Annotated in this window: 24 protein-coding genes and 1 tRNA gene; 15 read left to right on the top strand and 10 right to left on the bottom strand. The window is 69.2% G+C overall.

Translation table 11 applies throughout. The features are described from left to right. The first annotated feature begins 269 nt into the window (after positions 1–269). The 3 genes from E0H75_RS02770 (at position 270) to E0H75_RS02760 (ending at position 4,295) form a co-directional block, all read left to right on the top strand. Positions 270–863, top strand: a complete 594-nt coding sequence (locus E0H75_RS02770) for a hypothetical protein (protein ID WP_131511433.1) — start codon at positions 270–272, stop codon at positions 861–863. After that, positions 860–2,086 carry a hypothetical protein gene (locus tag E0H75_RS02765; protein WP_131511432.1) on the top strand — a complete coding sequence of 409 codons (1,227 nt, stop codon included), beginning with the start codon at positions 860–862 and terminating at the stop codon, positions 2,084–2,086. The genes E0H75_RS02770 and E0H75_RS02765 overlap by 4 nt, the downstream gene beginning before the upstream one ends. Before the next feature lie 322 nt (positions 2,087–2,408). Further along, the gene (locus E0H75_RS02760) at positions 2,409–4,295 is read left to right on the top strand and encodes a phosphoenolpyruvate carboxykinase (GTP) (protein WP_131511431.1); all 1,887 of its coding nucleotides are present in this window, start codon (positions 2,409–2,411) and stop codon (positions 4,293–4,295) included. An 86-nt stretch (positions 4,296–4,381) separates the two neighbouring features. On the opposite strand, the gene E0H75_RS02755 is transcribed toward E0H75_RS02760, so the two are convergent. Then, positions 4,382–5,020, bottom strand: a complete 639-nt coding sequence (locus tag E0H75_RS02755) for a phosphoribosyltransferase (RefSeq protein ID WP_131511430.1) — start codon at positions 5,018–5,020, stop codon at positions 4,382–4,384. An 84-nt stretch (positions 5,021–5,104) separates the two neighbouring features. Between E0H75_RS02755 and E0H75_RS02750 the strand changes: the two genes are divergently transcribed. Next, complete coding sequence (locus E0H75_RS02750) at positions 5,105–5,998, top strand: LLM class flavin-dependent oxidoreductase (RefSeq protein WP_165553408.1); 894 nt, start codon at positions 5,105–5,107, stop codon at positions 5,996–5,998. Between the two features lie 135 nt (positions 5,999–6,133). Here E0H75_RS02750 and E0H75_RS02745 read toward each other — a convergent pair. Then, positions 6,134–6,223 (bottom strand) — tRNA-Ser (locus tag E0H75_RS02745). Positions 6,224–6,497: 274 nt separating this feature from the next. Between E0H75_RS02745 and E0H75_RS02740 the strand changes: the two genes are divergently transcribed. The 5 genes from E0H75_RS02740 to E0H75_RS02725 all read left to right on the top strand — a co-directional run bounded on the left by E0H75_RS02740 (position 6,498) and on the right by E0H75_RS02725 (position 10,486). Further along, positions 6,498–8,066, top strand: coding sequence for an LCP family protein (locus E0H75_RS02740; protein ID WP_131511428.1), 1,569 nt, complete (start codon positions 6,498–6,500; stop codon positions 8,064–8,066). Positions 8,067–8,144: 78 nt separating this feature from the next. Beyond that, complete coding sequence (locus E0H75_RS44530) at positions 8,145–8,270, top strand: hypothetical protein (protein WP_272948871.1); 126 nt, start codon at positions 8,145–8,147, stop codon at positions 8,268–8,270. A 34-nt stretch (positions 8,271–8,304) separates the two neighbouring features. Continuing rightward, positions 8,305–8,763 carry a hypothetical protein gene (locus E0H75_RS02735; RefSeq protein ID WP_131511427.1) on the top strand — a complete coding sequence of 153 codons (459 nt, stop codon included), beginning with the start codon at positions 8,305–8,307 and terminating at the stop codon, positions 8,761–8,763. Positions 8,764–8,789: 26 nt separating this feature from the next. Next, positions 8,790–9,749: an acetylxylan esterase gene (locus tag E0H75_RS02730; protein WP_131511426.1), complete on the top strand. Its 960-nt coding sequence runs from the start codon at positions 8,790–8,792 to the stop codon at positions 9,747–9,749. Continuing rightward, on the top strand, positions 9,746–10,486 hold the full coding sequence (locus E0H75_RS02725) for an MBL fold metallo-hydrolase (protein ID WP_131512976.1): 741 nt from the start codon (positions 9,746–9,748) through the stop codon (positions 10,484–10,486). Before E0H75_RS02730 ends, E0H75_RS02725 begins: the two co-directional genes overlap by 4 nt. Before the next feature lie 10 nt (positions 10,487–10,496). Here the strand turns inward: E0H75_RS02725 and E0H75_RS02720 are convergent, their stop codons facing one another. Together E0H75_RS02720 and E0H75_RS02715 are read right to left on the bottom strand one after the other, a co-directional pair. Next, positions 10,497–11,141 carry a response regulator gene (locus tag E0H75_RS02720; protein WP_131511425.1) on the bottom strand — a complete coding sequence of 215 codons (645 nt, stop codon included), beginning with the start codon at positions 11,139–11,141 and terminating at the stop codon, positions 10,497–10,499. Continuing rightward, the gene (locus E0H75_RS02715; RefSeq protein ID WP_131511424.1) at positions 11,138–13,075 is read right to left on the bottom strand and encodes a sensor histidine kinase; all 1,938 of its coding nucleotides are present in this window, start codon (positions 13,073–13,075) and stop codon (positions 11,138–11,140) included. The genes E0H75_RS02720 and E0H75_RS02715 overlap by 4 nt, the downstream gene beginning before the upstream one ends. Before the next feature lie 141 nt (positions 13,076–13,216). Here E0H75_RS02715 and E0H75_RS02710 point away from each other — a divergent pair, with 141 nt between their 5' ends. Then, positions 13,217–13,594: a hypothetical protein gene (locus tag E0H75_RS02710; protein WP_131511423.1), complete on the top strand. Its 378-nt coding sequence runs from the start codon at positions 13,217–13,219 to the stop codon at positions 13,592–13,594. Position 13,595: 1 nt separating this feature from the next. On the opposite strand, the gene E0H75_RS02705 is transcribed toward E0H75_RS02710, so the two are convergent. The 3 genes from E0H75_RS02705 to E0H75_RS02695 are packed head-to-tail and all read right to left on the bottom strand — an operon-like array spanning position 13,596 to position 16,325. Beyond that, on the bottom strand, positions 13,596–13,970 hold the full coding sequence (locus E0H75_RS02705) for a hypothetical protein (RefSeq protein WP_131511422.1): 375 nt from the start codon (positions 13,968–13,970) through the stop codon (positions 13,596–13,598). 26 nt (positions 13,971–13,996) lie between these two features. Continuing rightward, positions 13,997–15,337, bottom strand: a complete 1,341-nt coding sequence (locus tag E0H75_RS02700) for a type I glutamate--ammonia ligase (protein ID WP_131511421.1) — start codon at positions 15,335–15,337, stop codon at positions 13,997–13,999. Positions 15,338–15,359: 22 nt separating this feature from the next. Continuing rightward, entirely contained in the window at positions 15,360–16,325 is a 966-nt protein-coding gene (locus tag E0H75_RS02695; protein WP_131511420.1) for a phosphotransferase, read from the bottom strand. A gap of 51 nt (positions 16,326–16,376) precedes the next feature. Between E0H75_RS02695 and E0H75_RS02690 the strand changes: the two genes are divergently transcribed. Together E0H75_RS02690 and E0H75_RS02685 are read left to right on the top strand one after the other, a co-directional pair. Beyond that, positions 16,377–17,273, top strand: coding sequence for a DUF72 domain-containing protein (locus tag E0H75_RS02690; protein ID WP_131511419.1), 897 nt, complete (start codon positions 16,377–16,379; stop codon positions 17,271–17,273). Between the two features lie 9 nt (positions 17,274–17,282). Next, positions 17,283–17,732, top strand: a complete 450-nt coding sequence (locus E0H75_RS02685; RefSeq protein ID WP_131511418.1) for a hypothetical protein — start codon at positions 17,283–17,285, stop codon at positions 17,730–17,732. Here the strand turns inward: E0H75_RS02685 and E0H75_RS02680 are convergent. Beyond that, on the bottom strand, positions 17,729–18,226 hold the full coding sequence (locus E0H75_RS02680; RefSeq protein WP_131511417.1) for a methylated-DNA--[protein]-cysteine S-methyltransferase: 498 nt from the start codon (positions 18,224–18,226) through the stop codon (positions 17,729–17,731). The genes E0H75_RS02685 and E0H75_RS02680 overlap by 4 nt on opposite strands. 37 nt (positions 18,227–18,263) lie before the next feature. After that, positions 18,264–19,214 (bottom strand): carbon-nitrogen hydrolase family protein, encoded by a 951-nt coding sequence (locus E0H75_RS02675; RefSeq protein ID WP_238162780.1) that lies wholly within the window; start codon positions 19,212–19,214, stop codon positions 18,264–18,266. Between the two features lie 260 nt (positions 19,215–19,474). On the opposite strand from E0H75_RS02675, the gene fgd reads away from it, so the two are divergent. From fgd to E0H75_RS02660, 3 genes are read left to right on the top strand one after another with little or no spacing between them, the layout of a single operon-like run. Then, on the top strand, positions 19,475–20,479 hold the full coding sequence (fgd, locus tag E0H75_RS02670; protein WP_131511416.1) for a glucose-6-phosphate dehydrogenase (coenzyme-F420): 1,005 nt from the start codon (positions 19,475–19,477) through the stop codon (positions 20,477–20,479). A gap of 10 nt (positions 20,480–20,489) precedes the next feature. Beyond that, complete coding sequence (locus E0H75_RS02665) at positions 20,490–21,065, top strand: GNAT family N-acetyltransferase (protein ID WP_131511415.1); 576 nt, start codon at positions 20,490–20,492, stop codon at positions 21,063–21,065. 44 nt (positions 21,066–21,109) lie between these two features. Further along, on the top strand, positions 21,110–21,580 hold the full coding sequence (locus E0H75_RS02660; RefSeq protein WP_131511414.1) for an NUDIX hydrolase: 471 nt from the start codon (positions 21,110–21,112) through the stop codon (positions 21,578–21,580). Here E0H75_RS02660 and E0H75_RS02655 read toward each other — a convergent pair. Next, the gene (locus E0H75_RS02655; protein WP_238162779.1) at positions 21,577–22,341 is read right to left on the bottom strand and encodes an IclR family transcriptional regulator; all 765 of its coding nucleotides are present in this window, start codon (positions 22,339–22,341) and stop codon (positions 21,577–21,579) included. The genes E0H75_RS02660 and E0H75_RS02655 overlap by 4 nt on opposite strands. Positions 22,342–22,464 lie beyond the last annotated feature (123 nt).

The raw sequence follows: 22,464 nt of genomic DNA, 5'->3' as shown, positions 1-22,464 counted from the left end.
CAGGTAGTCGACTGCCGGATGCGCGGGTAGACACCAGCACCGTCCAATGGCACCAGCGTCTCGATCGCCTCGGTAGTCGACTGCGGGCGAAAGCCCGTCCTCAAGGTTGGGTGGGTGGGAGTGTGCGCGAGCACGCGACGGAGGGGCGCGCGTAGCGCATGCGTGGGAGAGACACCGGCGCGCGGGTGGAACCGGGTGGGCGGGGTTGGTCGTCCTAGGCGGGTGGTTGATGGGCGAGAGAGGACCGGTGCGTGGTTAAGGTCGCGGGCATGGCTAGTCGACTGGTGCGGGGTACGGCGATCGCGTGCGGAGTGGCTGCCGTCGCGGGTGCGGGGTTCGGGTACGCGGTCGGGGAGCCGGTGGAGCCCGAGGACATCCTGCCGGCCAGGACGTTGCCGGCCGACGTGTGTGCCCGGATCGGCGACGTGTCGGTGATGTTGCCTAAGGCATCGAGCGGTACGGCGCCCATCACCATGAACCAGGGTGGGACGGCCACGGTGACTTGCGAGGCGGCGGTCAGTCGCCAGAAGTCGAGCAGCTTCACGTCGGCGTCGGTGAAGGTGACGATCACGCCGTACGCCGGGGCGGACGCGGGGGCTGGGCAGCCGCCGTTCACCCCGGAGCAGACCGCGAAGCGGGCCTTTGACCGGTCGCCGATGGACAAGGTGCCGGACCGGCAGTACCCGACCAAGTCGGCGCGGACCGTGCGGGGTGTGGCGGGTGAGTCGTTCACGGTGAAGACGCTGGTGCAGCGGGCGGACATCGTCGTACAGGTCGAGTACACGGCCAGCCCGATCCAGGCCGACGTCGCGGAGCAGGCGGTGCTGGTGCTGGCGGACCGGGCGATCTGGGAGAGCAGATGAACAGCACGCCGGAGATCTCCGGGTACGAGTTCGACCAGCGGTTGCTGCGGCACCCGCTCGCGGAGCTCTGGCGCGGCCGCAGCTTCACCGGCATGGAGGTTGTCGCGCTGGTACTGAGTGACGCGGCTGCGAGGGACGCGGTGGTGCGGGACCGGCTGGTCCGCGCCGGCCGGGACGCCGCGCTCGACCCTGAGCAGCAGGAGACGCCGCTCTGGGCCGCGAACTTCAGCGCCACGCGTCCGTACGCGATCACGCAACTCATCCCCGGACAGTCGGGCGCCGAGCGGCTGATCGACCCGCTCGACGGCATCCTCGGCAATGACGAGGAGTCGCTGCAGGCGGTCCGCGCCCAGCTCAGCCAGTACGGCGCTCAGCCGCCGAGCCAGCCGCCATCCGGCAACGGCGCCCTCCCGTCCTACGCGCCGGCACCAGAAGCAGGACCAGCACCAGAAGCAGGACCCGCACCTCAAGCAGCGCCAGCAGCACAAGCCCAGCCCTCGAAGATCGAGATCGCCCGGCAGTATCGCCGCAAGATCGGCGGCTGGATCTACCTCGTGGTCGCGATCGTCGTGCTGATCGTCTTCACCGTCACGTACTCCGTCGGCGCCGCGATCGGCAGTTCGGTCAAGGACGAGAAGCCCGACGCCGCGCCGCAGGCCGCGATCAGCCCATCCCCGTTCCCGGAGACTGTGCTCCTCCCGGCGTTCCGCAAGGTCACCACAGCGCCGTACCTGCGGCCCGACGGCGGCCCAGGCCTGTTCGGTTTCACCTACCCGGCCGGGAGCGACGTGCAGGTGATCACCACGGCCGAGCTCCCGTTCGCGATCGGCTGGCCGCGGCCGCCGGCGGTGTCGTTCCTCGGCGAGTCGTCGACGATCGCGTACCGCCGGGTGCAGACCGATGACGGTGTGGGCAACCCGAGGCTCACGCCGGACCTGCGGATCGCGCTGCACCCGTGCAAGGACCTGGCCGGCTGCCTGGCAGAGCGGTCGTCGTTCGACCAGCAGTGGACCAAGGTGTTCAAGGCGCCGGTGCCGGCGGCCGCGAAGGACAACCGGACCTGGCTGACGGTGAAGCAGACGAAGCCGTTCGCGCTGATGATGACGCGCGCGTTCAGCAGCGGTGGCCAGTGGTGGCTGGTCGGCGTCGCGGTCACTGGAGTGCCCGGTGAGGAGCAGACCGTGCAGCAGGTGCTGAACGACATCTGGCGGCAGACCAGCTGATCCGCCGCAAGATCTCCGCAACGGCCCGCGCGACCAGCGCGGGCCGTTCTCATTTTCACAAGGTTCGCCGGAAAGCGATTGTCGCGAAAACTTTGTGACCGGCTTCACTTTCTGGTGGTTCACAGCCCTTGGGTCCGTCGCGTACCGTAGTACCACTTGCGCACTGGTATACGTCCACTGGACGCACTGGTATGCGAGCGATCACACCGCCAGTCAGCTGAATCGAACCGCCGGAGACCCCGGCGGCCGACGCCGTACCCCCCTCAGCGTCGAGGGACCGGGCGGCCGCCGGGCCCGACAGCCGAGAGGGAATGAGCCGCCGATGACGACAACCGCCAGCCCGACCCATACCGAGACCACCGCCCCCGCAGCAGCCACGGACCCTCTTCCAGCCGTCGCCACGCAGTACGACCTGACCGACGCACCGACCCGCCACGCCGGCTTGCTGGCCTGGGTCGCCGAGGTCGCCGCCTTGACTCAGCCCGACCGGATCCACTGGGTGGACGGCTCGGACGCGGAGTACGACAAGCTGACCGGCGAACTGATCGAGGCCGGGACCATGGTCCGGCTGAACGAGGAGAAGAAGCCGAACTCGTTCTGGGTTCGCACCGATCCCTCGGACGTGGCCCGGGTCGAGCAGCGGACGTTCATCTGCTCAGTCGACGAGAAGGACGCCGGTCCGACCAACAACTGGATGGACCCGGCCGAGATGAAGGCCCTGATGACAGGGCTGTACCGCGGCTCGATGCGCGGCCGGACGATGTACGTCGTCCCGTTCTGCATGGGCCCCTTGACCGCGGACAAGCCGATGTTCGGGGTCGAGATCACCGACTCGGCGTACGTGGTTGCATCGATGCGGATCATGGCCCGCACCGGTGCCGACGTACTGGCGAAGCTCGGTGAGGATGCGTTCTTCGTGCCGTGCCTGCATTCGGTCGGTGCACCGCTGGAGGCCGGGCAGAAGGACGTGCCGTGGCCGTGCAACGACGAGAAGTACATCGTCCAGTTCCCCGAGGAGCGGGCGATCTGGTCGTACGGGTCCGGGTACGGCGGCAACTCGCTGCTCGGCAAGAAGTGCTACTCGCTGCGGATCGCGAGTGCGATCGCGCGGGACGAGGGCTGGCTGGCCGAGCACATGCTGATCCTGAAGCTGATCTCGCCGGAGAAGAAGGTCCACTACGTCGCGGCCGCGTTCCCGAGCGCCTGCGGCAAGACCAACCTGGCGATGCTCGACCCGACGCTGGAGGGCTGGGAGGTCGAGACGCTCGGCGACGACATCGCATGGATGCGGTTCGGCGCGGACGGCCGCCTGTACGCCGTGAACCCGGAGTTCGGCCTGTTCGGCGTGGCCCCGGGCACCGGCTGGAAGACCAACCCGAACGCGATGCGCACGATCGAGAAGGGCAACTCGGTCTTCACCAACGTCGCGCTCACCGATGACGGCGACGTCTGGTGGGAGGGCTACTCGCCCACGCCGCCGAACCACCTGACCGACTGGAAGGGCCGGGAGTGGACGCCGGACTCGGGCGAGCTGTCCAGCCACCCGAACAGCCGGTTCTGCACTCCGATCAAGCAGTGCCCGATCATCGCCGACGAGTACGACGACCCGAACGGCGTACCGATCTCGGCGATCATCTTCGGCGGCCGTCGCGCGACCACGGTGCCGCTGGTGACCGAGTCGCGCGACTGGGCGCACGGCGTCTTCATGGGGGCGACGCTGTCGTCGGAGACCACCGCGGCCGCGGTCGGTCAGGTCGGTGTCGTCCGGCGTGACCCGATGGCGATGCTGCCGTTCCTCGGGTACGACGCGGGCAAGTACTTCGACCACTGGCTGACGGTCGGCAAGCAGCACGACGCGGCGCAGTTGCCGAAGATCTTCTACGTGAACTGGTTCCGCAAGGACGACGCGGGCAAGTTCGTGTGGCCGGGCTTCGGCGAGAACAGCCGGGTGCTGAAGTGGGTCATCGACCGGATCGAGGGCCAGGCCGACGCGGTCGAGACTCCGATCGGCCGGGTGCCCACCGCGGACGGCCTGGATGTCAGCGGCCTCGAGCTCACCGAGGACGAGCTGGACATCGCGCTCAAGGTCGACGCGGAGGAGTGGAAGGCCGAGATCCCGCTGATCGAGGAGTGGTTCGCCAAGCTCGGCGACACGGTCCCGACCACGCTCAAGGTCGAGCTCGACCACCTGAAGGCACGTCTCGGCTGACACCGGACACCGGTCGCCGAGTCGGAAGCCGGCGGCCGGCAGCAACGCGGCGCCCTGGGCCACCTCCAGGGCGCCGCGCTGTGTCGTCAGCTCCGTCCGGCGAGCACCCGGCGTACTTCGTCGTCCGCGACCGGCGCGAAGTTGCGGTAGGCCTGCCCGACCGCGGCGTAGTGCCGCGGGATCCACGCGCACACGACCTCGTCGGCGATTGCCGACAATCGGTGGCAGCTGTCCGGGCCACCGACCGGTACGGCGACGATCACCTTGGCCGGGCCTTGGCGTCGTACCGCCTCGACCGCGGCTCGCATCGTCGAGCCGGTGGCAAGACCGTCGTCGACCAGGATCACGACCCGGTCGCGTACGTCGACCGGCGGCCGGTCGCCGCGGTACGCCTGCTCGCGCCGGCGCAGCTCGCGGATCTCGCGTTCGCGGACTGTCTCCAGAGTCTCCTCGTTGACACCCCGGAGTACCTGCTCGTTCCGCACCGTGTGGGTCTCGTCGCCGACGCCCGCGACCGCGCCCATCGCCAGCTCAGGCTGACCTGGCAACCCGAGCTTCCGGACGATCAGTACGTCGAGCTCCGCGCCCAGTGACTCGGCGACCGGCGCGGCGACGGGCACACCGCCGCGCGCCAGGCCCAGCACCAGCACGGACCCGGCCACCTCGCCGAGCTCAGCCGCCAGCGCTCGCCCGGCAGCCGCCCGATCGGCGTACGGCCTCGTCATATCGCCATGATCTCGCGATATGCGTACGTTGGCGGCACATCAGTGTCGACCGCAGAGGCGGCGCCGGACCTTGGAGTTGAGTGCATGAAGATCGGTGTGATGCTTCCGCTGGGCGGGGAGGACGGGCCTGACGGCGGGATGCCGGGGTGGCGGGATGTGCGGGCGGTTGCGCAGGCGGCTGATCAGAACGGGCTGGACTCGGTCTGGGTCGCGGACCACTTCTTCTACCGCGACCCTGACGGCCGGATGTATGGGATGCGCGAGGCCTGGACGTTGCTGAGTGCGGTCGCGGCGAGCACCACTCGGGTCGAGCTGGGGACCATGGTGCTGTGTGCGTCGTTCCGCGACCCCGGGCTGACGGCGAAGATGGCCGCGACGTTGGACGAGGTGTCCGGTGGGCGGCTGATTCTCGGCGTCGGGGCCGGCTGGCATGAGCCGGAGTACGAGGCGTTCGGGCTGCCGACCGATCACCGGGTCGGCCGGTTCGAGGAGTGGCTCGAGATCGTGGCCCGGATGATCCGCGGCGAGACGCTCACCTTCGACGGGACCTACCACCACGTCAAGGACGCTCAGCTCGACCCGGCGCCGGCGCGGCGGATCCCGATCCTGGTCGCCGGGCACCGGCCGCGGATGATGCGGCTGACCGCCGAGTGGGCCGACGCCTGGAACACGGCTTGGTACGGCGCCGCCGGTAACCGCGTGGTGGAGAGACTCGGAACGCTCCGTGAAGCGGTGCGGGCCGCCGGCAAGCCGGAAGGAGCGGTCGCCGCGACGGTCGGGATGATCGTCCGGGACCCCGACCAGCCCAGCGTTCCCGACCCGGACACGAACGCGTTCGGTGGCACGGTCCCCGAATTGGCCGAGGTGCTCACGGCGTACCGGAAGCTCGGCGTCGACCACCTGATCGTCTCCCCCGAGCCGATGACACCGAAGACGGTCGAACGCATCGCCGAAGCCCGCAAGCTGATGGCCGAGTAGGAGCAGCAACGCCCGCCAGGCACCACCCCGGGGGTCCGGGGGCGAAGCCCGCCGGGCGGGTTCTGGGGGTTGCACCCCCAGAAGACAGCCGAAGCGCCCCGGTCCGCGCTTTCTGCGGACGGGGGCGCTCACGAGCGGAGGCGGCGGGATTTGAACCCGCGAGAGGGGATTACCCTCAACCCGCTTAGCAGGCGGGCGCCATCGACCGGACTAGGCGACGCCTCCTCCGACGGCCCCGCAGGGGGACTCGACGACGGCCAAGACTATCCGTTCGACCCTCCCGGCGGCAAAGCGGGCCCCGGCGCGCCTGACCGACACTGTCCGTGTCGGGGGCGCCACCTTGGGAGAGTCGGCCGGGGTCTGTGTAATCTGGCGTGCATCGACGGGGGTCGCCAGCATCACGTCAACCGAATTGCTGACGTGGGCGTCTGAAGTACCGTGGGCTGTCGAACACGCGGCCTGCGGACAGTCGCCACGTCGTCGATCAGGGAACGGAGCCATGTCGCGGAGCACTCGCGCAGCCGGACGGAGGTCCGCGCCCAGAGCCAACCGGTCCCGGCAGCGTTCGCATCGGGCCCGTACCTCGTCGAAGGCGATCGGCCTCACCCTGGTCAGCGCGCTGATCCCCGGCTCCGGGCTGGTGATGGGCGGCCGGAAGAAGCTCGGCGCGTTCGTGCTGACCATCAGCGTCGGCCTGCTCGTGATCGCGGCGTACGTCGGTCTGACCCGGCGTGACACGATCCTCGCGTTCGCGGTGTCGCCCCGCCAGTTGCTGATCGCCACGGCCGCGGTCGTCGTCCTCGGCATCGGCTGGATCTGGGTCGTGGTCGCCTCGCACAAACTGATCCGCCCGGTCAGCATGACTTACACCGGACGGCTGGCCGGCTCCCTGTTCGTCGGGTTGCTCTGTTTCGCGATCGCCGTACCGACGACCGTCGCAGCGCAGACCGTGATGGCGCAGCGCGACCTGGTCGGCAGCGTGTTCCAGTCCGAGGGCAACTCCAAGAGCGCGACCCGGCCGAAGGTCGACAAGAAGGACCCGTGGGCGAACACCCCGCGGCTGAACCTGCTGCTGCTCGGCGCGGACGACGGCGTAGGCCGGACCGGGGTCCGGACCGACACGGTGATCGTGGCCAGCATCGACACCAAGACCGGTGACACCGCGCTGATCTCGCTCAGCCGGAACTGGATGCGGATGCCCTTCCCGAAGGATTCGCCGCTGCACAAGATCTACCCGAACGGCTACTACGACCCGAGTGGCCCGGCCGAGCAGCCGGAGTACTACCTGGACTCGATGTACGAGAACGTCCCGAAGCAGCATCCGGGGATCCTCGGCCAGACCGACAACGAGGGCGCCGACGTGGTCAAGCTCGCGGCCGGCGCGGCGCTCGGGCTGGACATCGACTACTACATGCAGGTCAACCTGGCCGGCTTCCGGCAGATCATCGACGCGGTCGGCGGCATCACAGTCAACGTCAACTACCGGGTCCCGATCGGCGGCGACTACGGCGACGGACCGGGGTCGAACAACGCGAAGAAGCCGTCCGGCTACATCGAGCCGGGCGCGGGCCAGAAGCTCGACGGATACCACGCGCTCTGGTTCGCCCGCGGCCGCTACGGCCTGAGCGACCCGTCCCGGCAGGAGCGGCAGCGCTGCACGATCCACGCGCTGGTGAACAGCGTGAACCCGGCCACCCTGGTGACGAAGTACCAGCAGATCGCGTCGGCCGGCAAGCAGCTGCTGCGCACCGACATCCCGCAGGAGATCCTGCCGGCCTTCATCGAGCTCGGAGTCAAGGTGAAGAAGGCCAAGGTCTCGAACGTCGACCTGGACAAGAGCAAGAACTTCCCGTCCGGCCAGGACCCGAGGTACGAGGCGATGCAGGAGATCGTCGCGAAGGCGATCGCGCCGAAGGGCAAGTCGACCCCGTCGACCACGTCGACCAAGCCGACGAAGAAGCCGACCAGCGGCTCGACCAAGAAGACCCCGAACCCGGCCGTGACGCCGGGCGAGGCCGAGAACCTGAACGACGCCTGCGCCTACAACCCGTCCCAGTCGGGGAACTGACGGCAGCATCCGGCCACCAGGGTCTGACTGGCCCGGTTGCCGGGAAGGATTGACCGCACAACAGACGAGTCACTGGGGGTGACTGTGCGGCGGATCGTGGCGGCGGCGATCGGAATCGCGGTACTGGCTGGTGCGGGCTGCAGCAGCGAGCCGGCCCCGACCCCGCTCGGCAGCGCCACCACCTCGGAGACCGAAGCCTTCTGACCCGGCGGCTGGTCCCGGATGAGATCCTGGTGCGATGCGTACGACGTACCGGATGCGGGCGGGACGGTTCCTCGGGATCCTGGCCGCCGGGCTGATCATCCTCGGTGTTGCCGCGATCGTGTGGGCCTTCGGGCTGCCGGACGTGGTGGTGTCGGTGTTCCTCACCCTGGGCGGGCTGGTGGTGCTCGGTGGTCTGTGGATCCTGATCTGGCCGCCGGTCATCGCGAAGCTGCGCGATCGCGACATCGAGGTACGCGGCGTCCGGACGACCTGGACCGACATCACCCAGGTCGGCCGGGTCGAGACCACGCACGGCGAGGCGATCGTCCTGCGCACCAAGCAGCCGGACCACACCGTCTTGTTGCCGGTCGGCTGGCTGCCGCCCGGTCGGGCCGCGCAGTTGGAGACCGCGCTGCGGGACCGGCTGAACGCCGCGCACGGCTACACGATCTGGGACGGGACTGCCCCGGACGACGACGATCGCGCAGAATGAAGCGACCCTGACCCTGAGGAGTGCCTGTGCTGTCCTTCGAGCTGTCGTACGACGAACTGATCGCCTACCAGGGCACGAATCCGCGCCCGGAGGACTTCGACCAGTTCTGGGACAAGGCGCTGCTCGAGCTCGGCGCGGTCGACCCGGACACCGAGTTCGCCGACGCGACCGACTTCCCGCTGACCACGGCGACTGCGCAGCACCTGTACTTCACCGGCACCGGCGGCTATCGGGTGCATGCCAAGGTGGTGCGGCCGGCCGAACCCACGGGCCCGGCTGTGCTGATCTTCCACGGGTACGGCGGTGAGCAGCCGAGTTGGGTCGACCTACTGCCGTACGCCACCCGCGGGTTCACTGTCGCTGCGCTGGATGTGCGTGAGCAGGTGGGTTACCGGACCGAGTCGCAGGCGGCGAACAGCTTCTCGCTGCACAACCACCTGGTGCACGGTCTCGACGACGGGCCGGACGGGCTGCTGTACAAGCACGTGTTCCTGGACGCCCGGCGGCTCGCGGACATCATCGGCGGTCTGCCCGAGGTGGACCAGACGCGAATGGCGACGACCGGGTGGAGCCAGGGCGGCGGACTCAGCCTCGTGGCCGCGGCACTGACGCCGGGGATCAAGTACGTCGCGAGCGTGTTCCCGTTCCTGTGCGACTACCAGCGGGCCTGGGACCTCAACCTGGAGACGAACCCGTACGACGAGATCGCCACCTGGTTCCGGAAGCGGGATCCGCGGCATCTGCGCCAGGACGAGGTGTTCACGACCCTCGGCTACATCGACGTACAGAATCTGGCGCCGCGGATCCGGGCCGAGGTGACGTTGTTCGTCGGGCTCGAGGATCAGGTGTGTCCGCCGTCGACGCAGTTCGCGGCGTACAACAAGATCACGTCGGCCAAGGACCTCCGGCTGTACCCGGACTTCGGGCACGACGACCTGCCGGGTGCGCTCGACGACATCTTCCAGCTGATCGGCGCGAAGCTCTGACCACGCTCACGATCCTCGGCACCGCCGCGCCGTACCCGCGGCCGGATCATCCGTGTTCCGGGTACTTGCTGCGGGCCGGTGGTGCTGAGGTCTGGGTGGACGCTGGCCCTGGTTCGCTTGCCGAGCTGCTGCGTCATACGACGCTGGGTGCGTTGGATGCTGTCTGGCTGTCGCACTTGCACCTCGACCACATCGGCGACTTGCTCAACGCGTACTACGCGTTGGCGTACGGCGAATTGCCCGCGCGGCCGCCGTTGCCTGTTTATGCGCCTGTGGATCTCGGTGCTCGGTTGGCCGGCTTCTTCGGCCAACCGGACGCGGGTTTCGTCCGCGACGTACTCGACCTTCGTCCGCTGTCGGACGGTCATTCGATGCGGCTCCACGATCTGGAGCTGACCAGCCGTGCGGTGGAGCACGGAGGCGAGGCCTACGCGCTCCGAGCCTCAGCGGACGGTCACACCTTCGCGTACTCCGGCGACTGCGCACCATGCTCCGGCCTGGACGCCGTAGCCGCTGACGCGGACCTGTTGTTATGCGAGGCCAACGATCCAGTTCCCACGCCGGTCCACCACACCCCAGCCCAAACCGGCGACCTCGCCCACCGCGCCAACACCAAACACCTGGTCGTCACCCACGTCGGCCCACTCCTCGACCCAGTCGCAGCAACCTCCCAAGCCGCCGAAGCCTTCGGCGGCCCCACCACCCAGGCTCGCATCGGTATGACGCTGGAGTTCTGAATCCGGCTGGCTATTGGCCGAGGCCGGCGTCGCGGGCTCGGGCTACGGCTTCGGCTCGGCCGGCGACGTGGAGTTTGGCGAAGACGTTGGAGACGTGATTGCGGACGGTCTTGTCGCTGACGACGAGTTGACGGGCGATCGCGGCGTTGGTGAGGCCGCGGGCGACCAGGTCGAGGATCTCGCGTTCGCGGTCGGTGAGTTCGGGGAACGGGGCGAGCTCGGGTCCGCCCCGGCCGGCGGCGAAGTACGAGAGGACGCGGGACGCGATCGCGGCCGAGAACACCACCTCGCCGTGGGAGACGCCGTCGAGGGCACGGCCGATCTCGGCGCGGTCGGCGCCTTTCAGCAGGTAGCCCCGAGCGCCGGCCCGGACCGCGGCGAACACGGACTCGTCGTTCTCCAGCATGGTGAGTACGAGGACGGCGATCGACGGGTGCTGCGTGGTCACCTGCCCGGTCGCGTCGACCCCGTTCAGCACCGGCATGTGCAGGTCCATCACCACCACGTCGGGGACCAGTTCGGCCGCCAACCGGACCGCCTCCGCGCCGTCGGCCGCCTCGCCCACTACCTCCTTGCCGGCCATCGTCGAGATCGCCGTGACGAGTCCCTCGCGGTACAACGGATGGTCATCGACCACGAGTACGCGAACCGTCATGTCGCCCCCTTCGGCAGCAGTGCCGTCACCGTCGTACCCGACGAGCCGGAGTCGATGTGCAGTTGGCCGCCGAGCTCTTCGGCCCGCTCACGCATCGACGACGTACCGACGCCGGCCTCGATCCGGTCCGGCAGTCCCCGCCCGTCGTCGGACACCTGGACGCCCACACACCCGTCGGCCTCCCACAGTCGTACGTCGACGCTGCCGGCCGCCGCGTGCCGGACCGCGTTGCCGGTCGCCTCGCCGGCGATGTGGTACGCCGCAACCTCCACAGCAGCAGGTAGACCGGCGATCTCGGCGGCCATAACCCGGACCGTCGTCGTACCGGTCGACAGCCGGTCGGCCAGCTCACGGACCGCCGCAGCCAGGCCGAGCTCGTCCAGCATCGGCGGCCTGAGCTCGTGGACCAGCGCCCGTACGTCGGCCACGGCGGCGTTGAGCCGTGGCACCAGACGGTCGAGGAGCTGCCGGGTCGCGTCCGGATCGTCGGCCGCGAGGTCGCGGGCTGTCTCGACGTGCAGGGCCAGCGCGGCCAGTGACGGGCCGACCCCGTCATGCAGGTCGCGGCGGAGCCGGCGGCGCTCCTCCTCCCGCGCGACCACGACAGCCTCCCGGGCGCGCCGAGACTCGCGCGCCAGCAGGACAGTGTGCGCGGCGACCGCTGCCTGTGCGGCCAGCTGGTCGAGAGCGCGCAACTCGTGCGAGTCGAACTCCGTGGACCGCGTGACGGTGAGGCGGCCGAAGTTCTCGCCGGCGTACTCCAGCTCGACGGCCGTCGCCGTACCGGGGCCGTCGCCGTACGACGCCACCAGGCCATCCCGCAATGTGATCGTGGCTCCCTGCGCGCGCAGGGAGCTGGCGACCTGCTCGACCACGGACGGCAGTACCCGTTCGGACAGGTCGTCCGGTGTGGTGGCGGCCGCGAGCCTCGCACCGAGCCGCGCGAGTACGGCGTACGGCTCGTCGACATCACCGTGCACCAACCGGTTGACGTGGCGTTGCAACCAGGACCGGAGCGGCAGCGCGGCCAGGGCGACGACGGTCGTCGCGACGATGGGCGTACCGGTGGTGGCGCCGAGCCGGTCACCGACCAGCCAGACGGTGGCGGCGTACAGGCCGGCAACGATGGTCGACAAGGCGCCGTACACGAGAGCCCGGGAGATGACGACGTCAACGTCCCAGAGTCCGTAGCGCATCACCGCGATCCCGATCGCGACCGGCAACGGGAGCATGGCCAGGCCGGCGACCACGCCGGTGATTCCGGCCGAGACCAGCCTGGCCACCGCGAACAGCGCGATCGTGCAGGCATACCCGACCAGCACCCACTTCAGCTGCTGCCGTTCAAGGTCGGCGGCGCGTCGCCAACGGATCATCAGCGAGGCGCACCCGGCGATCACCGCCACCAGGAGCAGTACGCCGATCCCGGGCGCGATCGCCGGTCCACCCGCGATTGCCACGCCGACGGGATTCGACGCGCCGCGCAGCGCCTCGGGAAAGTCCTGCCGGTCGTACGGCGTCAACGCCCAAGTGATCGCGATGACCACGATCGCGGCCGAACTCAGCCACAACCCGAACCGCGACAGCGGCCGTCCGTCCGGAAGCACCACTGGAAGCAGTACGGCGATCGCCACGTAGCCGGGTGCCCAGAGCCAGGCGCCGAGCCAGGTGGACCAGGCGCCTCCGGTCAGCAGCCCGACCTCCGAGCCGACCAGGGCCAGACCCTGGGTGAGCGCGATGACCCCGAGCAGGAGCTGGATCCGGCGTGCGCCGGACGACCGCAGCAGCAGAGCGGCCAGCCCGTAGGCGACGGCGGCGGCGACCTCCATCAACCAGAACGACGGCTCCATGGTCCGGCCCGCCGCCGCGTTGACCGCATGCACGCCCGCGCCGGCCAGCCCGGCCACGACCGCGATTACACCGATGACAACCCCCATGACGGCATCATCCCCGCCACCGTGTCCCGCCGTCACGGGACAAGAAGTCCCGGGTCAGGTCGTGATCCGTGCCCGTGGCCACTGGGACCGCCCGCCAGCGACCGTTGGTTCCATCAGCACTTCCACCGACAGGAGAACACCATGACCACCATCACCAGCGCCCGATCCGCCGCCACCCACCGTCCGCCGGCGACCGTCGTCGTCGCCTCGGTCCTGCTCGGACTGATCGCCGCGATCGGCGGCTACGGCGCCATCTACTTCACCGGCCTCGAAGGCTGGAACGGCATCGGCTTGAGCTTCGTCGTCGCGTACGAGTTCCTCGCCGTCGGCGGCCTGATCGCCGCCATCGCGTTCCTCCGCGGCCACCGACTCGGCCGCCCCGCCGCCATCGCCTACGCGATCTGGATGATCTACTTCACCGCTTTCAAACTCATCGCCTTCCAGGAACTCCAGGCAATCCCCTTCGGCGTCATCGCCATCATCGCCCTGATCTGCGCCACCCGCCCGACCAGCCGCTGACTCAGCTGGGGATCCAGGTGGGCCACCAGGGTGGGACGTTGCCGGGGCAGCTGCCGGGGGCGGTGGCGGGGGTGCCTTGCCAGGAGAAGAGGGCCAGGTCGGCGATGGTGATGGCGATGGCGGCGGCGACCAGGGAGAAGAGGAAGGCCTTGCCGGCGTAGCGGAAGACGATGGTGAACAGGACCAGGTTCACGATCAGAGCGAGGGGCAGGCCGAGGAACAGCAGCGTGAGGCCGTTGGGGACGCTGCCGGCGACGTCGACGTTGCACGCCTTCCACGCGCGCGACGTGATCACGATCAGCCCGAACGCCGCTCCGCCACCCACGACCACCGCAAGGAACGACTCGCCCTTGCTTCCCTTCGTAGCCAACGCCATGAGGATCACCGTATGTGATCCAGGCGTCAGTAGCGCCACCGCAGCGCGCGGACCCGAGCCTCCAGTGACAGCTCACCCAGCGATTCTGCGTCATGACGACGTACGGCGAGGAACGGCTCGACAATCGCATCCCCCAGAGCAGCGCGGATGACCTCCGACCGCTCGAGCGCCGTCAGCGCGTCCTCCAACGTCAGCGGCAACCGCGGCGGCCGCTCCGCCTCCGGGTACGTCACCGGGTCGCGGTCCAAACCGTCCGGCAGGACCGCCTTCTGCTCGAGCCCGTTCAAGGCGGCAGCAAGCACGGACGCGGCGGACAGATACGCGTTGCCCGACGGATCGCCGATCTTGATCTCGAAGTTCGCGGACCCCGGCCGGCTTGTGACGCTGCCCGGCACGTACCGCAGCGCGGCCTCCCGATTCTCGGGCCCCCAGCAAGCAAACGCACCGGCCCAGTTCCCCGGCACCCGTCGATCCGCGCTGATCACGCTCGGCGCGAGTACGCCGGTCAACCCGTCGAGCTCACCCAGTACGCCGGCCATCAACTGCCGCCCATGCTCCGACGGACCGCCCTCATCCCCGAACGGCCGACCACCCAGCGAAGCCGAGAAGTGAATGTGTGCACCGTTCCCAACAAACCCGGCAACCGTGATCGGCGCGAACGACACCAGCAAACCATGCGCCCGCGCCACCCGATGGACGACGAGTCGCGCGAGCTGCGACTGGTCAGCCGCAGCCAACGGCGACGCAGGCGGAAGCGCCACCTCGACCTGACCCTGCGCGTACTCCGGATGCAGTTGCTCCGCCGGCACCCCGGCTGCATCGAGCGCCTCCAGCAACTCGACCGCGAAGTTCTCGATCTTCAGCGCAGCGAGTACGCCGTACGCCGGCCCGATCGTCGCCACTCGAGGATCGTCGGCGTCACCGCTGAACACGGTGAACTCCAGCTCGAACCCGAGCTTCACCTCGAGCCCAGCCGCGACCGCCCGCTCCTCCTGCCGCCGCAGTGCGGAGCGCTGGCAGATGTCCACCGGCTCGTGGTCCTGGGACATCTGGTCGGCCGGAGCCCAGTAGACACGACGGTCCGGGCCTAGCGGTGCGACCGAACGGAGATCCGGCATCAACCGGTTGTCGCCGACCGGACCGTTGACCAGCGGCGACGTGGTGATCGCGTCGTCGGTGCACATCAGCGCGAACACCGGAGACAGCCCGATCCCGTCGCGCACCGCGGCCCGCACCCGAGCCGCCGGCACTGTCTTGGCCCGGGTGATCCCGGCGTTGTCGACCATGGATGTGATCAGCATCCGCAGCCCACCGTCGAGCAGCGCGTTGACCGGATCCGCAGGCGTCAAGCTGTCGGTGACAGACATGCAGCCTTTCGTACCACAGGACCTAGATCGGGGGTTGGTCCGCCAGCTTCAGCAGCCACTCGGCCTGGTCGCCGTCGAGGAAGGGTCCGTCGAATGCGTCCGGGAACAGGCGGCCCCACGACACGGCTCGGCCGATAGATCCGAGACGCCAGGCCAGGCTGGCGGCACGACGGAGTTCGGGCAGGGTGTGGCCGCCGGCGGTCCAGGGCTCGAGGTAGGCGTCCCGCAAGCGCGGGATGATGTCGTCGCCGTAGCTGCCGGCCGCGTGCCGGGCGGTAACGAGCAGGCTGCAGAAAGGGTGGGAGACAGCGGCGTCACCCCAGTCGAAGAAGGTGAAGCGTCCGTCGACCGGCGCGAAGATCTGGCCGTCATGCAGGTCGGCGTGGTCGAGCGAGTCGGTGACACCGATCGCGGCGAGCTCTTCGCACCAGTCGAGCAGCCGGGGCCGCAGCTCGTCCAGGACCTTGCGGTCGACCGGTTGCAGTGACTGGTTCGCGGCCACGGTCTTGTCGAAGATCGTCGGCAGGATGGCGAGCCGTGCATCGGGCACCCCGAGGGCCACGAGCTCGTCGGCATGCGGGACCAGAGTCCGCTGGAACTCGGCGTACTGACCGACGACCTGCTCCCAGGTTCGTTCATCGCCTGGGTACTGGCGGAGGATGGAACCGCCATCGGGAAGCAGCGACCAGCCACGCGTCGCGTCCACGGCGTACGGCGTGAGCACGTGTCCGGGCGCCCACCCGGCCAGCGCCTCGGTCAGCCCGGACTCGAACCGGCTCGCGGGCGGATTCGCCTTGAACCACAGCCGCCGTCCCACCTCGAATCGCACGATCACGGACCACGGCCGCACCCGCACCCACCGCGGCCCGCGCTCCTGCCACCCCAAGGCCGCCACGTGCGCTTCCACCCACGCGAACGCGGCGGCACGCCACTCGATGTCGTCCCATGGCGTCCGCGCCTCGGCGTACGTGCCCCGATCAACCTGCATCCGCACACCCCATCACACCGGCCCGTGGTCGCGGCACTGGATAATCGGCGCATGAGTGCGTATCGGGTCGGCATCTCCGGCTGGCGGTATCCGCCGTGGCGGAAGGTGTACTACCCGGAGGGACTGCCGCAGCGGGCGGAGCTGGAGTACGTCTCGCGGCGGCTGAACTCGATCGAGCTGAACGGCTCGTTCTACTCGTTGCAGCGGCCGTCGTCGTACCAGAAGTGGTACGACGAGACGCCGGACGACTTCGTGTTCACGCTGAAGGGGCCGCGGTTCGTCACGCACATGAAGAAGCTGGTCGACGTGGACGCGCCACTGGCCAACTTCTTCGCCTCCGGAGTCCTTGCGCTCGGCAACAAACTCGGACCGGTGCTGTGGCAGCTCCCGCCGAACTTCGGATACGACGAGGAGCGGTGCGCGAACTTCTTCGCCTCGTTGCCGCGGACAACGGCGGAGGCGGCGGAAGTTGCCAAGGGCCACGACGAGCGGATGGAGGGCCGGGCTCTGCTGGAGACTGCCGTCGACATCCCGCTCCGGCACGCGATCGAAGTACGGCATGCGAGCTTCGAGACCCCTGGCTTCATCGACCTGCTCCGCGAACACGACGTCGCGCTGGTCTGCGCGGACACAGCCGGCAAGTGGCCGATGCTCGACGATGTCACCGCTGACTTCGTGTACGTCCGGCTGCACGGTGCGGACGAGCTCTACACCAGCGGGTACGACGACGAGTCGCTCGATCGCTGGGCCGAGAAGATCCGCACCTGGCACCAGGGCGGTACGCCGTCCGACGGCAGGACGATCGGGAAATCCAAAGCCAAGCGGCGACGCCGGGATGTGTACACCTACTTCGACAACGACGCCAAGGTGCGCGCGCCGTTCGACGCGGAGGGGCTGTCGCGCCGACTCGGGATTACTTCGGCCGGGACCGAAGGATCACAGCCTTAGCGTGATCGCATGACTGAGAACCCGGGAGTACTCGTGGAGCAGGCGGTCGAACGCTCGCTCCGGCTCGTCCCCACCTGGCCGGCGTGGGACGGGCAACCGCTCACCTCCGACGACGGCCGCACCTTCACGCCGCACAAGGCCGTCCGCCGGATCGCCGATCACATGGTCGACCACTTGGCCGAGGTCGAGGCGCTGCTGGCCGGCGTACCGACGCAACCGGACGAGTGGCACGCGAGCGCACTCACCTCGGCGGCCGACCTGGCGCCGTTCACCGTCGACGACGTACAGGAGGCCGAGCAGCGACTGCGTCGGCTCGGGCGGACGTTCACCCTGCGGTACGCCGCGGTCGACCCGGCCGAGTGGGACAAGGACCGCGGCGCCAACTGGACCCTCCGCCAGATCGCCGAGCACCTGGTCGAGCTGGACTGGTACGCCGAGCAGGTAGGCGACCTGTCCTAGAAAAGCCGGACCCCGACCGGCTCCTCGAGGTCGAGGAGGAACTGCTTGCGCTTGAGCCCGCCGGCGTACCCGGTCAGCGAGCCGTTCTTCCCGACCACCCGGTGACACGGGACGACGATCGACAGCGGGTTCTGCCCGACCGCCTTGCCGACCTGCTGGGCCAGCGTGCGGTCCCCGAGCCGTTCCGCGATCTCGCCGTACGACGAGGTCGCGCCGTACGGGATCTCCTCGAGGATGGACCAGACGCGGCGCTGGAACTCGTCGCCGCGCAGGACGGTCGGGATGTCGAAGCCGGTCCGCTCGCCGGCGAGGTACGCGTCGAGTTGGCGGGCCGCCTCGGACAGCAGCGGGTCGGTGGCTTCGACCTGCTCACCGAGGGTCTCCGGCGTCGGCTTCACCCAGTGATGCGGGAAGTAGACGCCGGCCAGGGCGTTGTCCGAGGCGACCAGGGTGAGGTCCCCGATCCGGGTGCTGACGATCGCGTGCCTGTTCATGCCTATGGAACGGACCCGCACCCGGACGTGTGAGGCCTCAGGACCCGACGCGCTCCCGCGTCCGCCGCCGGAACTCCCGCCCGGCCTGGGTCACGTCGGAGTGGTGCACCTCGGCGACCGCGATCGCGGGCGAACCGTTCGCCGGCGCCTGGGCCACCCACTCTCCCCGGGGGTCGACCACGCCTGATGCGAGGCCGCCGTCGGGGTTCGCCGGCACGGCGAAGCTGATCCAGCAGGTGTTGTTGACCGCGCACCCGCGGGCCTGGACCGCCACGTGCTCGTGGCGCGAGACCCGGTTCGTCGCGTACGACACGAGCACGCCGTCCGCGCCGAGCTGGTCGTACTCCGTGAACAGCTCCGGGAACAGCACGTCCAGCCCGAGCGCCAACCCGAACCGGAACCCGTCGACGTCGAACGTCACCGGCTCGGTGCCCGGGGTGTACATCCAGGTGAGCTTGGTGGTCGACAGGGTGCGTTCGTTGTACCGGGTGACCACCTTCCCCTGGTCGGACACGACGTACATGCTGTTGTGCGGCCGGCCCTCCGGCAGTTGGTGCACCGACGGGATCACTGCCCAAATCCCGAGCTCAGCGGCGAGCCCGGCGATCTGGTCGAGCTCGGACTGCAGCACCGGCCACTGCGCGCGGGTCCAGTCGGACGGGCCGACCTCGTCCGGGCCGAGCTCGGACATCACGCGCTTGCTCGGGAAGCAGATCGCGCCCTCGGTGAAGTGCACCAGGCGGGCGCCGGCGGCGGCCGCCTGCCGCAGGAAGTCGCGGATCTCCGCGCCGCCCGCGCGGAGCTCGGCGGTGCTGGTCGGGTCGTGGCGCATCGCGGTCTGCACGATCGCGAGTCGCAGGGTGGTTTCTTCCGGCATGTCTTCTCCTGTCGGAGTCGGACGGAAGTGCCGGAGGGCAGCCGTGTAGGACTCGCCCGTTTTGGCGGCGCGGGCTCGGACCCGCAGCTTGAAGTTCCTGTGCGCTGTCATCTGGCCTTCCACGCACTCGCACGCGATCCCCCAGCGATCCCGTCCGAGGCGGCTGACCAGGACGAGCGGCCCGAGACAGGAAGTCCCTTTGCCTTCTCGTGTGACCAGGCTGGGGCCGGTCGACGAAGGTGAGGCGCGGGCCGCGCCGGATCCACATCCTTGCTGACCGACTGCTCGTGGTCAAACACCACCGGCATAAAGTCGGAGTCGCACGCGGTTGTCATCGGAAGTACGACGTGGACGACGTTTGGGAGCTAAGGGTGAGCATTCGAGTCGGGTACAAGGCGTCGGCGGAACAGTTCGGGCCGCGGGAGCTGGTGGAGTACTCGGTCCGGGCGGAGGAGCTCGGGCTCGACAGCGTGACGGTGTCGGACCACTTCCTGCCGTGGCGGCACGAGGGTGGTCACGCCCCCTTCGCGCTGGCCTGGCTGGCGGCGGTCGGCGAGCGGACGAACCGGGTGCTGCTCGGTACGTCGGTGCTGACGCCGACCTTCCGGTACAACCCGGCGGTGATCGCGCAGGCGTTCGCCACCCTCGGCGAGCTGTACCCGGGCCGCGTGATGCTCGGCGTCGGCACCGGCGAGGCGCTGAACGAGATCGCCGTGTCGGGGATGGAGTGGCCCGAGTTCAAGGAGCGGTTCGCCCGGCTGCGGGAGTCCGTGCAGCTGATCCGCGACCTGTGGACGAAGGACGGCGTGAGCTCCGAGGGCCCGTACTACAAGACCGTCGACGCATTCATCTACGACCGGCCCGAGACACCGCTCAAGGTGTACGTCGCCGCCGGTGGACCGTTGGTCGCCAGGTACGCCGGCCGCGCGGGTGACGGGTTCATCGCGACGTCCGGCAAGGGAATGGACCTCTACACCGAGAAGCTGATCCCGGCGGTGAAGGAAGGCGCGGAGAAGGCCGGCAAGACGTTCGAGGACATCGACCGGATGCTCGAGGTCAAGGTGTCGTACGACCGCGACCCGGCGCAGGCGCTGGAGAACACCCGGTTCTGGGCTCCGCTGTCGCTGACGCCCGAGCAGAAGCACAGCGTCACGAGCGCGACCGAGATGGAGCGGCTCGCCGACGAGCTGCCGATCGAGCAGGTTGCGCAGCGCTGGATCGTCGCGTCAGACCCTGACGAGGTCGTGAAGCAGCTGCAGCCGTACCTCGACGCCGGTTTCAACCACTTCGTCGTGCACGGCCCGGGCCAGGATCAGGAGCGATTCCTGACCCAGTTCACCGCCGACGTTCTTCCGTTGCTGCGCAAGCTGGGCTGACAATCGCAGAATGGGCGATCACGAAATTGTGCAGGAAGGTGACCCGCGGTGTGCCGAGCTGGAGGCAGCCGGCTACCGCGTGGTCGCCGAGTCCTGGGCAGTCCGCCTGTACGACCCGGACCGTGAGCTGCTCGAATCAGCCGTACGACGAGCCACCGCCGGCGGCCTGAGCATCCGGGAGCTGGGTCCGGAGTCGGCAGCGTTGCTGCACGCTCTGGAGAAGACCAACGAGTCCGACTACCCGTACACGCAGGCGACGCATCGCGTGGTCGGAGACCTGGCCACGGTCCGCGCGCTGTGGCCGGAGTACCGGGTCTTCGGGGCCTTCGACGGCTCCCGCTTGGTCGGTGCGACCGCCATCCGCTCACACGAGGGTTTCGGCGACACCAGGTTCACCTCGGTGCTGTCGACGCACCGCCGTCGCGGTGTCGCCCAGGCCGTGAAGGCTGCCTCGATCCTCGCCTTCCTCGACATCGGCATCACGCGGTTCAGCACCGGCGGTGCCGCCGCGAACGTCGGCAGCCTGCGCGCCAACGAGTCCCTCGGCTACACGCTGACGGAACGCTGGCGCACGTACCAGCTCTGATAACTCGCGTGCGGGTGACCGCCGGCTCGGCTTAGGGTGCGTCGGTGTCTTTTCGGCTGGCGGCGTACGCCGTGTGCATCGTGGACGGGCGCGTCCTGGTCTCGCGGTATGTGTCACCGCTGACCGGCGCGACCAACTGGACGTTTCCCGGCGGTCGGGTCGAGCAGTCGGAGGATCCGTTCGATGCGGTGATCCGGGAGGTCGCCGAGGAGACCGGCTGCGACGCCGTGGTGGAGCGCCTGCTGGGCGTGGACTCCCGGGTGATTCCCGCGAGCGAGGCCAACGCGGGCACCGAGCACCAGAACGTCGGCATCTTCTACCAGGTCCGGATCACCGGCGGGGAGCTGCGGCCGGAGCCTGACGGCGACATCGCGGAGTCGGTCTGGACACCGATCCCGGACGTGGCCGGTCTGCAGCGGTCGTCGCTGGTCGATGTCGGCCTGGCCCTCGCACAGACCCAGCCGCCCACCGGGCACGTTCCGCCCGTCCCGATCGGCGGCTTCATCCAGCACTAGCGCAGGTCGTCGGAGAGAGACTTCGCGGCCTGGGTGAGCAGGGGGACGGCCCGGTCGACGAGGGCTTCGGTCATGCGGCCGGCAGGACCTGAGATGGACATGGCCAGCCGGGACGGGGCATCGGGTACGGCGACCGCGACGCAGCGAACACCGAGTTCCTGCTCGCCCTCGTCCATGGCGTACCCGTGCTCCTCGGCGTTGCGCAGTTGGGCTGTGAACGCGTCCGGATCGGTGATGGTGTTGTCGGTGTGCTTGGGCATGCCGGTGCGGTGCAGCAGCTCGCGGACCTCGGCCTCGGGGATCTGGGCGAGGATCGCTTTGCCGACCGCGGTGCAGTGCGGCAGGACGCGGCGGCCGACCTCGGTGAACATCCGCATCGAGTGCCGGGACGGAACCTGCGCGAGGTACACGATCTGGTCGCCGTCGAGCATCGCCATGTTGGCCGACTCGCCGAGGTCGTCGACCAGCCGGGCCAGATGCGGCCGGGCCCAGACACTCAGCATGTGGGACGAACTCTCGCCGAGCCGGATCAGTCTCGGGCCGAGCACGTACTGCCGGGACGGCTCCTGGCGCAGGTAGCCGAGGTCGACGAGAGTACGAACCAGCCGGTGGATCGTCGGCAGCGGCAGACCGGAGGCGTTGGCCAGTTGGGACAGCCCCATCATCCCGCCCGCGTCGGCCATGGTTTCGAGCAGGCCGAACGCGCGCTCGATCGACTGCACACTGCCGGTGCGCGCCTTGCCGCCGTTCGCTTCGGCCACGGGACTCCGCCTCTCTTTCCGGATCACGGAAGTTTAGCCCCAGATCTCGGAAGGCCAGTGACATTGCTTCTTCCGCACAGTAGATATTAGTCTCCGCAATACGGAAAAGATAGCCTTTGGAGG

The sequence above is a fragment of the Kribbella capetownensis genome (genome assembly GCF_004331485.1).
Taxonomy (GTDB): domain Bacteria; phylum Actinomycetota; class Actinomycetes; order Propionibacteriales; family Kribbellaceae; genus Kribbella; species Kribbella capetownensis.
Note: the sequence above shows the minus strand (reverse complement) of the source record. Positions and strands in the feature narration are given on the sequence as shown.

Coding starts and splice junctions, on each gene's coding strand:
- E0H75_RS02765 (WP_131511432.1), top strand. CDS start 860: ATGAACAGCACGCCGGAGATCTCCGGGTACGAGTTCGACCAGCGGTTG.
- E0H75_RS02680 (WP_131511417.1), bottom strand. CDS start 18,226: ATGAACAGGCACGCGATCGTCAGCACCCGGATCGGGGACCTCACCCTG.
- E0H75_RS02710 (WP_131511423.1), top strand. CDS start 13,217: ATGACCACCATCACCAGCGCCCGATCCGCCGCCACCCACCGTCCGCCG.
- E0H75_RS02740 (WP_131511428.1), top strand. CDS start 6,498: ATGTCGCGGAGCACTCGCGCAGCCGGACGGAGGTCCGCGCCCAGAGCC.
- E0H75_RS02665 (WP_131511415.1), top strand. CDS start 20,490: ATGGGCGATCACGAAATTGTGCAGGAAGGTGACCCGCGGTGTGCCGAG.
- E0H75_RS02690 (WP_131511419.1), top strand. CDS start 16,377: ATGAGTGCGTATCGGGTCGGCATCTCCGGCTGGCGGTATCCGCCGTGG.
- E0H75_RS02735 (WP_131511427.1), top strand. CDS start 8,305: ATGCGTACGACGTACCGGATGCGGGCGGGACGGTTCCTCGGGATCCTG.
- E0H75_RS02715 (WP_131511424.1), bottom strand. CDS start 13,075: ATGGGGGTTGTCATCGGTGTAATCGCGGTCGTGGCCGGGCTGGCCGGC.
- E0H75_RS02720 (WP_131511425.1), bottom strand. CDS start 11,141: ATGACGGTTCGCGTACTCGTGGTCGATGACCATCCGTTGTACCGCGAG.
- E0H75_RS02760 (WP_131511431.1), top strand. CDS start 2,409: ATGACGACAACCGCCAGCCCGACCCATACCGAGACCACCGCCCCCGCA.
- E0H75_RS02685 (WP_131511418.1), top strand. CDS start 17,283: ATGACTGAGAACCCGGGAGTACTCGTGGAGCAGGCGGTCGAACGCTCG.
- E0H75_RS02770 (WP_131511433.1), top strand. CDS start 270: ATGGCTAGTCGACTGGTGCGGGGTACGGCGATCGCGTGCGGAGTGGCT.
- E0H75_RS02700 (WP_131511421.1), bottom strand. CDS start 15,337: ATGTCTGTCACCGACAGCTTGACGCCTGCGGATCCGGTCAACGCGCTG.
- E0H75_RS02750 (WP_165553408.1), top strand. CDS start 5,105: ATGAAGATCGGTGTGATGCTTCCGCTGGGCGGGGAGGACGGGCCTGAC.
- E0H75_RS02705 (WP_131511422.1), bottom strand. CDS start 13,970: ATGGCGTTGGCTACGAAGGGAAGCAAGGGCGAGTCGTTCCTTGCGGTG.
- E0H75_RS02695 (WP_131511420.1), bottom strand. CDS start 16,325: ATGCAGGTTGATCGGGGCACGTACGCCGAGGCGCGGACGCCATGGGAC.
- E0H75_RS02755 (WP_131511430.1), bottom strand. CDS start 5,020: ATGACGAGGCCGTACGCCGATCGGGCGGCTGCCGGGCGAGCGCTGGCG.
- E0H75_RS02675 (WP_238162780.1), bottom strand. CDS start 19,214: ATGACAGCGCACAGGAACTTCAAGCTGCGGGTCCGAGCCCGCGCCGCC.